We start from the raw sequence: 9,084 nt of genomic DNA on the forward strand, positions 1-9,084 counted from the left end.
GCACTCGTTGAGTTCATCGACCGATTACGACGCGTCTACACCGCTCGCCCGTGAGATCGCTGATCTGAACCGCCGCCGTCGTGCGATCGCGACGCAGCAGTTCCCGTTGCCGCCGAAGACACGCGTCTTCACGGTGTCGAACCAGAAGGGTGGCGTCGGCAAGACGACCACGACGGTGAACCTCGCCGCAGCGTTGGCGCACGGTGGCGCTCGCGTGCTGGTGATCGACCTCGATCCGCAGGGCAATGCTTCCACCGCGCTCGGGGTCGACCACCAGGCCGAGGTCCCGAGCATCTACGACGTGATCGTCGACGAGGCACCGATCGCTGACACCGTGCAGCGCTCCCCCGAGTCGGACACGCTCTGGTGTGTGCCGGCAACGATCCACCTCGCCGGCGCCGAGATCGAGCTGGTCTCGCTCGTGGCTCGCGAGCAGCGGCTGCGGACGGCCCTCGACCAGTACCTCGAGTCCCTGGACGAGCCGTACCACTACGTGTTCATCGACTGCCCGCCGTCGCTCGGGCTGCTCACGATCAACGCCTTCGTTGCGGCGCGCGAGGTGCTCATCCCGATCCAGTGCGAGTACTACGCGCTCGAGGGATTGAGCCAGTTGCTCCGCAACATCGAGTTGATCGAACGGCACCTCAACCCGAGCCTCGCCGTGTCGACCATCCTCTTGACGATGTACGACGGCCGGACGAACCTGTCGAACCAGGTCGCCGCGGACGTCCGAGAGCACTTCGGTGACCAGGTGCTCCAGGCCGTGATCCCCCGATCCGTCCGCGTGAGCGAAGCCCCGAGCTACGGGCAGAGCGTCGTCGCGTACGACGTCAACTCAACCGGGTCGCTCTCCTACCTGGAGGCGGCAGCCGAGATCGCAGCACGAGGAGCGCAGCACTGATGGCACCGAAGCGAACTGGACTCGGACGGGGCATCGGAGCCCTCATCCCCACGGTATCTGAGCAGCAGGACCGGCCCGTCGACGTGTTCTTCCCGACCGGCGGCTCTCCGGCGTCTGCGCCGCTCGCGGACGGCGCGACCGCTGAGGAGCTCGTTGCCGTTCCCGGCGCCCGCTTGGCGAACCTGAACCCGCTCGACGTGGTGCCCAATGCGCACCAGCCGCGGAAGGAGTTCCGGGAAGAGGAGCTCCAGGAACTCGTGCACTCCATCCGCGAGATCGGGGTCCTGCAGCCAATCGTCGTCCGTCCGATCGCTGGTGCGAGCGGGACCGACCCGCAGTACGAGTTGATCATGGGCGAGCGTCGTCTCCGTGCGACGAAGGAGCTCGGACTCAGCACGATCCCGGCCATCGTGAAGGACACTCCGGACGATGCGATGCTGCGCGACGCGTTGCTGGAGAACCTCCACCGCGCCAATCTCAACCCGCTCGAAGAGGCCTCCGCCTACCAGCAGTTGTTGGCGGACTTCGGCATCACCCAGGAGCAGCTCGCCCAGCGGATCGGCCGCTCACGCCCGCAGATCACGAACACGATCCGGCTCCTGCGGCTCCCCTCCCCCGTGCAGCGGCGTGTGGCGGCGGGGGTGTTGTCGGCGGGGCACGCGCGTGCAATCCTCGCGGCGCCTGACGCCGAAGCCATGGAGTACCTCGCCGAGAAGATCGTCAACGAGGATCTCTCTGTGCGGGCGGCGGAGTCGATCGCCCAGCAGCTGGCGTCGAAGGCGCCGGCGAAGCCCAAGGCTGAGCCCTCCAAGCGGCAGGTGCACTTCAACGACCTCGCAGAGCGCCTCGGGGATCGGTTGAACACGCGGGTGAAGATCGCGGTGGGAGCGCGGAAGAGTTCGGTGACGATCGACTTCGCGAACGGTGATGACCTCAATCGAATCCTCCGCGAGCTCGGCATCGAGGATGTCGCGGGCTGAACCCTGTCAGACCTCGGGGTGCTTGTGGCTCCGTGGCGCTGTGCGGCCGTCTGCGGACCGAAGACCAAGAACGCCTCCCGCGGGTCCGATCGAGCCCGCCTGGGCCGCGAGTCGGCCGTCAGCGGTGCTCCAGGCGATGATCCCGCGCACGGGCCCAGTCACGAGCGCGTTTCACGTGGAACATCTTCGCTGGCGGTTCCTGCCGGGCCCTGACTGTACTGCTTGACGCTAAGGGGCACGACGCTCACGCCTTGCTCATTGCCAGGGAAGGTCGACCACGGGGACCGGCGCGCACAGTGCGATCTCGACCAGGCTCCGACCACGGCCCGGTCATTGACGCGCATCGGCAGCCAAGGCCGATTGCGCTTTCCCTCGCCCGCCGCGAGTGGGCACCCCACTTCAACTGAGCGTGACTCTCCCTTCGCCGATGCGATCGCTACCTCGCCCTTGGAGCCCGATGGAGGGTGGATTGATCGGCCGGCTGGAGCCGCAGCCGGACGATGGACAGCAGGCGGTGCGGTACCCCAACTGACCGCCCCCGACGAATCGCACCTGTGGGCAGATAGGGCCTGGTGACGATCAGCGCGCCGATCCGTCCGAGCTCGGTGACGGTGTCTCGGCAACATCACCGCGGTCCGGCGAACGGTGATCGCGAGCACGAGCGATCTCGAAGAGAGCTACGGGGAGTGTTCCACGTGGAACAGTGTGCGGAGCTTCCACAATCCGACCGCACCGAACAGCGGCTTCAAGACGATCATCTCTCCGAATCGGTAGTCCTTCGCTGCGACAATGCGCGAGCAGAGGTCCGGTCGTTGACGGGCGAGGTACACCCGTGCCTTCGCGGCGTGTAGCCCGTTCGACGCAAAGGCCACCCAGTCGGTCGAGGCGACCCAGGGCAGGGAGTTCCGCACGTTCTCCCACGTCGATCGACTCCGTGACTCGACCGACACCGGGCCGTCCCAGTGGAGGACTTGCGTGATGTAGTCCCGCAGGATGACCGCCTCAGCAGTACTGCCCCGTACCGCTCCCCCGCTGCACAGGATTGCGGCGGACGCGCCGGCTGTACGAGCCGCACGCGCCGTGCGGATGGCGATCCGAGCCCGCCAACGATTCACGGTGTTGATACGTCGACCACGATTGCCGAATCCGAGCACCACGACGAGTACCGTCGAGCCCGGTGTCGGCCGAGGGAGCCCTACCGCCTGACGAGCGGTCAGGGAGTGCACGAGCTCGCCGGCGAGCAGAACCGCGAGTCCCGTGGCCGAGAGGATGGCGGCCACGGATGTTCCACGTGGAACGTGCCTCGTCGCCGCCATCGAGGGCTCAGGCGCGGTGGTCGCGGATTGCCTGCTCCGCCAGCTCGGCGTACGTCCACCCCAGGTCGAAGCCGGACGCCGACAGAGCCTGCGGCACGAGGGAGGTCTCGGTGAGCCCGGGCAGGACGTTCGCCTCGAGGAACCACGGGGTGCCCGCAGCATCGACGATGAGGTCCACGCGCGAGATGTGGCGGAGACCGAGAGCCTGGTGCGCCGACACGGCAGCGGTGGACGCTGCACCCGCGTAGTCCTCGGAGAGGCGCGCCGGCGTGTAGAAGGTGGTCTCGCCCGCGTTGTACCGCGCCTCGAACCCGTAGATGCCGTTCCGCGGGACGATCTCGACGGCGGAGAGCGCTACCGGACCGTCTCCGGTGTCGATGATCCCGACGGCGACCTCGGTTCCGCGGATGAGTTGCTCGACCACGACGTCGTCGCAGTACGTGTAGGCGGTGACCATCGCACGCGGGAGGTCGTTCACGTCGTCCACGAGCGTGACACCCTGGGCGCTCCCTCCCCGGGCGGGCTTGACGGCGAGCGGGACCGGGTGCTCGGCTGCGATGCTCTCGAGGACACCGACCGCGCCGAGCTCTCGGAAGACATCGTGCGACAGCGTGACCGAGCGGGGCGTCCGGACCCCTGCTCGCGCGACCAGCGCTGAAGCGGTGGGCTTGTCCCATGCCAGCCGAGCCGACGTCGAACGTGAGCCGACGAACGGGATGTCGAGCGCCTCCAGGATGCCCCGCAGGGCGCCGTCTTCACCGGAGGCGCCGTGCAGTGCTGGCCACACGACGTCCGGGCGGCTCTCCCGCAGTGTCGGGAGCAGGGATGCGTCAGCGTCCCGCAGGTCCACCTGCCAGCCGTACCCGGTCAGCGAGTCGGCCACCCGGCGGCCCGACCGCAAGGAGACGTCACGCTCGTGCGAGATCCCTCCCGCGACGACGACGACGTGACGGCGGGTGAGCTCGGCCATGCGGATGGACCTCCGGTACTGCTGATGGAACGAGAAAAGTGCTGGTCAGGAGACGTTCGGGGGCGGAGCGCTGACCGAGGATGCCGGTCGGACGACGGCGTTCGGCCGCGTCGCGGAGCCGAAGGTCTCCACGAGTTCGAGCTCGTCGTTCACGACGTTGGCGAGTCGCTTGACCCCCACGCGGATCTGCTCCGGGGTGGGGTAGCAGAACGACAGACGGATGTGGCCGCCGCCCCTGCCGTCGGCGTAGAAGGCCGTTCCCGGCGTGTACGCGACGAGTTCCTTGACCGCGCGCGGCAGCATCCCCTTCGAGTCGAGCGACTCGGGCAGGGTCAGCCAGACGAAGAACCCGCCGTTCGGCTTGGTCCACGAGAGGTCCGGTAGGAACTCCCCCAGCGCGGAGAGCATGGCGTCGCGACGCTCGGCGTAGAGACCGCGGAAGGTGTCGACCTGACCCTTCCAGTCCGCGGCGTCGAGGTAGGCGTTGACGACGTACTGGCCGAACGAGTTCGGCGCGAGGACGGCCGACTCGTTGGCGAGGACGAGCTTCTCGCGGATGGCATGCGGCGCGAGGGCCCAGCCGACGCGGAAGCCCGGCGCCAGCGTCTTGGAGAAGGACCCCAGGTAGACGACGCCCTCCTCGTCGATGGATCGGATCGCCTGCGGTGCGGGCTCGTCGAACCAGAGGAGGCCGTAGGGGTTGTCCTCGAGGACGAGGATGTTGTTCGAGCGGCAGATGTCGAGGATCTCGATGCGACGCTCGCGGCTGAGGGTCACACCGGCGGGGTTGTGGAAGTTGGGGATCGTGTAGAGGAACTTGATCCGCTTGCCCTGCGTGCGGAGGTTCGCGATCGCTTCGCGCAGCGCCTCGGGGACGAGACCGTTCTCGTCGGTGGTGACGTGCACGGTCTCGGCCTGGTACGAGCGGAAGACTCCGATCGCGCCGACGTAGGACGGCGACTCGGCGAGCACGACGTCGCCCGGGTCGATGAAGAGGCGGGTGACGAGGTCCAGCGCGTGCTGCGAACCCGTGGTCACGACGACGTCCTCGGCGCTGGCGCGGATGCCCTCGAGGCTCATCACGTCGACGATGTGCTCGCGCAGGGACCGCAGACCCTGTCCTCCGCCGTACTGGAGTGCCATGGCGGCGTCCTCGGCCATCACACGATCCAGGGAGCCCGTGACGAGCTCACGCGGCAGCGCCGAGACGTACGGCATGCCGCCGGCGAGCGAGACCACCTCGGGCCGCGACGCGACGGCGAACAGGGCTCGGACCTCGGAGGCGCTCAGCCCGGCGGTGCGCTGGGCGTACGAGTCGTACCAGGGGTCGAGGCTGTTGCCGTTCGTCATCGTGGCTCCGTTCCGCGGGTCCTGCCCGCCACTCACATTCCCGCCACACTACGACATCGACCCCGGAAACCCGGGGTTCGCGTCAGGGCCGATCCTGAAGCTGTGGCCCGGAACGATGAACCGCCCCGCACCCGGTGTGGGTGCCGGAACGAGGAACGGCCCCGCACCCGGTGTGGGTGTGGGGCCGTTCGATGGGTCCTACGCGAGGAACTCTGCGAGGTCGGCCTCGAGCGCCGGCTTCGGCTTCGCGCCGATGACGGTCTTGACGACCTCGCCGCCCTTGAAGACCTTCATGGCCGGGATCGAGGTGATCTGGTAGTTCATCGCGGACTGCGGGTTGTCGTCCACGTTGAGCTTCACGATCTCGATCTTGCCGGCGTGCTCCTCGGCGATCTGGTCGAGGATCGGCGAGACCGCGCGACACGGGCCACACCACTCGGCCCAGAAGTCGACGAGGATCGTCTTGTCGGACTTGAGGACCTCGTCCGAGAAGGTGGCGTCGGTGACTGCCTTGGCGTTGGACATGTGTGCTCCTTCGAGAAGTCGATCAGTGGGTGCAACGCTCCGGGCGCTGCGGTATTCCGTGGTTCAGGCTCGAGCGGCCTCGACGTCGACCGTGACGGGCGGTTCCGGCGTGACGCCCTCTGCCGGGACGGTCAGGGCGTCGTCGAGCTCGGCGAGGTACTTCTCGGCGTCGAGCGCTGCGACGGTGCCGGAGCCGGCTGCTGTGATCGCCTGACGGTAGGTCGGGTCGATGACGTCGCCGGCCGCGAACACGCCGGGGAGGTTCGTCTTCGAGGAGCGACCCTGGACCGCGATCGTGCCCTCGGGGGCGATGTCGATCTGGCCGTGGATCAGGTGCGTGCGCGGGTCGTTGCCGATCGCGATGAAGAGGCCGTCGAGGGCCAGTTCGCTCTCGGTGCCGTCCACCGTGTCGCGCAGCGTGACGCCGGTCACCGCGGAGTCACCCGTGATGCCGGTGACCTCCTTGTTCCACGCGAACTCGATCTTCGGGTCGTTCATGGCCCGGTCCTGCATGATCTTCGACGCGCGCAGGGTGTCCTTGCGGTGGATGACCGTCACCTTGTCGGCGAAGCGCGTGAGGAACGTCGCCTCTTCCATGGCGGAGTCGCCACCGCCGACGACGGCGATGTTCTTCTGGCGGAAGAAGAAGCCGTCGCAGGTCGCGCACCAGCTGACGCCGTGACCGGACAGCCGCTCTTCGTCGGCGAGGCCGAGGTGGCGGTAGGCCGAACCGGTCGCGTAGATGACCGCGAGGGCCTCGTACGTCTCGCCGGAGCCGACCGTGACCTTCTTGACGTCACCGGTGAGGTCGACCGACACAGCGTCGTCGTAGAGGACCTCGGCACCGAACTTCTCGGCCTGTTCCTGCATCTTGATCATGAGGTCCGGGCCCTGGATCCCCTCGGGGAAGCCCGGGAAGTTCTCGACCTCGGTCGTCTTCGTGAGCTCGCCGCCGGTCTCGACGCTCGAGGCGACGATCAGGGGCTTGAGCTCCGCGCGTGCCGCGTAGATGCCGGCGGTGAACCCGGCCGGGCCGGAACCGATGATGATGAGCTGGCGCATGCCTCGCTGCCCCTTCCGTAGATGGCTGACCGGGTCAACACATGGTACCGGCGTGGCATTCCGCGCCAGCCGGGAGCGCGTCAGCGGCCGAGCCGCTTGCGCAGGATGTCGACGGCGCCCGTGATCTCACCGTTCTTCGCGACGACGAGCGCCCCGAAGTAGACGAGCACCATCACGGCGCCGGTGAGGACGATGGTGATCAGCGCGCCGGAGACGTCGGACATCGCGAAGCCGTCGGCCGAGAAGCCGCCGAAGAAGTTGACGACGACGAGACCCACGACGCCGGAGATGAGCGCGGCGATGATGAACTGCACGTGCGACCGGGTGACGACCGGCCCCTCGATGCCGTGCAGACGCCGGCGGACCAGCACGAGCGCGATGATCGTCTGCACCGACCCCGCGACGGTCGTGCACACCGCGATCGAGACGCCGATGACGTCGCCGGGGAAGGTCGCGACGGCGAGGGCTCCGATCACGAAGAGCACGGACTGGACGCACTGCATCAAGAAGGGCGTGCGGTGGTCGTGCAGCGCCCAGAACACCCGCTGGATGATGAAGAGCATGCTGAACAGGACGAGCCCGGGCATGTAGGCCCACAGGACCTCGGCCATCGCCTGCGTGTGGTCGAACCGGTTCTCCCAGATCCGCGCGAACGGCATCGCGAGCACGATGAGCGCGACGCTCGCGAACACGGTGAACAGGCCGACGATGCGGAGCGAGAGCGACAGGTTCCGGCGCACCGCCCCGAGGTCGCCACGCTCGGCGTCGTGGCTCATCCGCGTGAAGTACGCGGTCGCGATCGAGACCGCGATGATCGAGTGCGGGAGCATGAACAGCAGCCACGTCGTGCCGAGGGTGGCGATGCCGGCGCCACCGGCGAGCGAGGCGACGCGGGACTGCACGAGGCCGGCGAGCTGCGTCACGAGGATCATCGCGAAGAGCCACCCGGCGGCCGTCCCGGTCGAACGCAGACCGACCCCGCGCCAGCGGAAGTCCGGTCGGAAGGTCAGGCCGGCGCGCCGCCAGAAGAACGGCAGGAAGGCTGCCTGCGCGAACACGCCCAGCGACGCGCTGCCGGCGAGGACGGCGATCTTGAGCGCTGTCCACCCCTCGGTGCTGGCGTTCACGTCGCGACCACCGAACAGGGCGATGAAGACGATCAGGCCGGCGATCGCGATGACGTTGTTGAGCAGCGGCGCCCAGGTGAAGGGGCCGAACACCTGCTTCGCGTTGAGGACCTCACCGAGGAGCGAGTACATCGCGTAGAAGAGGATCTGCGGCAGGCACCAGAACGCGAACGCGACCGCCAGGTCCGTCTGGGCCGGCGTGAAGCCCTTGCTGTCGCCGGACGCCTGCTGGCTGTACGCCCACACGAGGAACGGCGCCGCGAGCGTCGCGACGATCGTGATGACGATGAACACCGACCCGCCGAGCGTCACGATCTTGTTGACGTACGCCACACCGCCGTCGGTGTGCTGCTTCATCGAGCGCACGATCTGCGGGATCAGCACGGCGGACAGCAGGCCGCCCGCGATGAGCGCGTAGATGTTGTTCGGCAGCTGGTTCGAGATGCCGAAGGCGTTCGCGGCGTCGGAGCCGGTGTTGCCGATCGCGAAGGCGAGGACGAAGGTCTTCGCGAACCCGAGGACGCGCGACAGCATGGTGCCGGCGGCGAGCATCGCGCTGGCACGGCCGAGGCTGCGCTCCGCGGCCGGCTCTGCGTCGACGGACGGCTGGGGCTGGGTGGCGCTGATGGTCGGCTCCTCGGGGGCGGCTGTCGGTGCGTCGCGCACCGCGGTGTCTGACTGGAGGAACGGTGCCTGCCCGCCCCGCGGCGCTGCGGCCGGCACCGGGTCGCCCCCGACCGCCGGCTGGATCTCGAGCAGCCGGTTCGGGTCCTCGTCGTCCTCGTCGTGGGGGGGGGGGGGGGGCCGGCGGGGGGTGAGGGGTGGGCCGAGGATTGCGGACCCGGAGAATGCG

8 protein-coding genes are annotated in these 9,084 nt (G+C 68.3%); 2 read left to right on the top strand and 6 right to left on the bottom strand.

Annotated features, from left to right (window positions below):
* The first annotated feature begins 7 nt into the window (after positions 1 to 7).
* Both Q7F20_RS01685 and Q7F20_RS01690 read left to right on the top strand, forming a co-directional pair.
* Positions 8 to 901, top strand: a complete 894-nt coding sequence (locus Q7F20_RS01685) for a ParA family protein (RefSeq protein ID WP_305738376.1) — start codon at positions 8 to 10, stop codon at positions 899 to 901.
* A complete protein-coding gene (locus tag Q7F20_RS01690; protein ID WP_305738377.1) occupies positions 901 to 1,881 on the top strand; it encodes a ParB/RepB/Spo0J family partition protein in 981 nt (326 codons plus the stop codon). Before Q7F20_RS01685 ends, Q7F20_RS01690 begins: the two co-directional genes overlap by 1 nt.
* A 677-nt stretch (positions 1,882 to 2,558) precedes the next feature.
* Here Q7F20_RS01690 and Q7F20_RS01695 read toward each other — a convergent pair.
* The 6 genes from Q7F20_RS01695 to murJ form a co-directional block, all read right to left on the bottom strand.
* Complete coding sequence (locus Q7F20_RS01695) at positions 2,559 to 3,161, bottom strand: ElyC/SanA/YdcF family protein (protein WP_305738378.1); 603 nt, start codon at positions 3,159 to 3,161, stop codon at positions 2,559 to 2,561.
* 43 nt (positions 3,162 to 3,204) lie between these two features.
* The gene (locus tag Q7F20_RS01700) at positions 3,205 to 4,167 is read right to left on the bottom strand and encodes a D-alanine--D-alanine ligase (RefSeq protein ID WP_305738379.1); all 963 of its coding nucleotides are present in this window, start codon (positions 4,165 to 4,167) and stop codon (positions 3,205 to 3,207) included.
* Positions 4,168 to 4,212: 45 nt separating this feature from the next.
* Positions 4,213 to 5,517, bottom strand: coding sequence for a PLP-dependent aminotransferase family protein (locus Q7F20_RS01705; protein WP_305738380.1), 1,305 nt, complete (start codon positions 5,515 to 5,517; stop codon positions 4,213 to 4,215).
* A gap of 198 nt (positions 5,518 to 5,715) precedes the next feature.
* Entirely contained in the window at positions 5,716 to 6,042 is a 327-nt protein-coding gene (gene trxA / locus Q7F20_RS01710; RefSeq protein ID WP_017887828.1) for a thioredoxin, read from the bottom strand.
* Between the two features lie 63 nt (positions 6,043 to 6,105).
* Positions 6,106 to 7,104 (bottom strand): thioredoxin-disulfide reductase, encoded by a 999-nt coding sequence (gene trxB / locus Q7F20_RS01715; RefSeq protein ID WP_305738381.1) that lies wholly within the window; start codon positions 7,102 to 7,104, stop codon positions 6,106 to 6,108.
* Between the two features lie 80 nt (positions 7,105 to 7,184).
* Positions 7,185 to 8,897: a murein biosynthesis integral membrane protein MurJ gene (murJ, locus tag Q7F20_RS01720; RefSeq protein WP_305738382.1), complete on the bottom strand. Its 1,713-nt coding sequence runs from the start codon at positions 8,895 to 8,897 to the stop codon at positions 7,185 to 7,187.
* Between the last annotated feature and the right edge of the window lie 187 nt (positions 8,898 to 9,084).

The organism is Curtobacterium sp. A7_M15, assembly GCF_030705415.1.
Classification (GTDB): Bacteria; Actinomycetota; Actinomycetes; order Actinomycetales; family Microbacteriaceae; genus Curtobacterium.

Coding starts and splice junctions, on each gene's coding strand:
- trxA (WP_017887828.1), bottom strand. CDS start 6,042: ATGTCCAACGCCAAGGCAGTCACCGACGCCACCTTCTCGGACGAGGTC.
- Q7F20_RS01705 (WP_305738380.1), bottom strand. CDS start 5,517: ATGACGAACGGCAACAGCCTCGACCCCTGGTACGACTCGTACGCCCAG.
- trxB (WP_305738381.1), bottom strand. CDS start 7,104: ATGCGCCAGCTCATCATCATCGGTTCCGGCCCGGCCGGGTTCACCGCC.
- Q7F20_RS01690 (WP_305738377.1), top strand. CDS start 901: ATGGCACCGAAGCGAACTGGACTCGGACGGGGCATCGGAGCCCTCATC.
- Q7F20_RS01700 (WP_305738379.1), bottom strand. CDS start 4,167: ATGGCCGAGCTCACCCGCCGTCACGTCGTCGTCGTCGCGGGAGGGATC.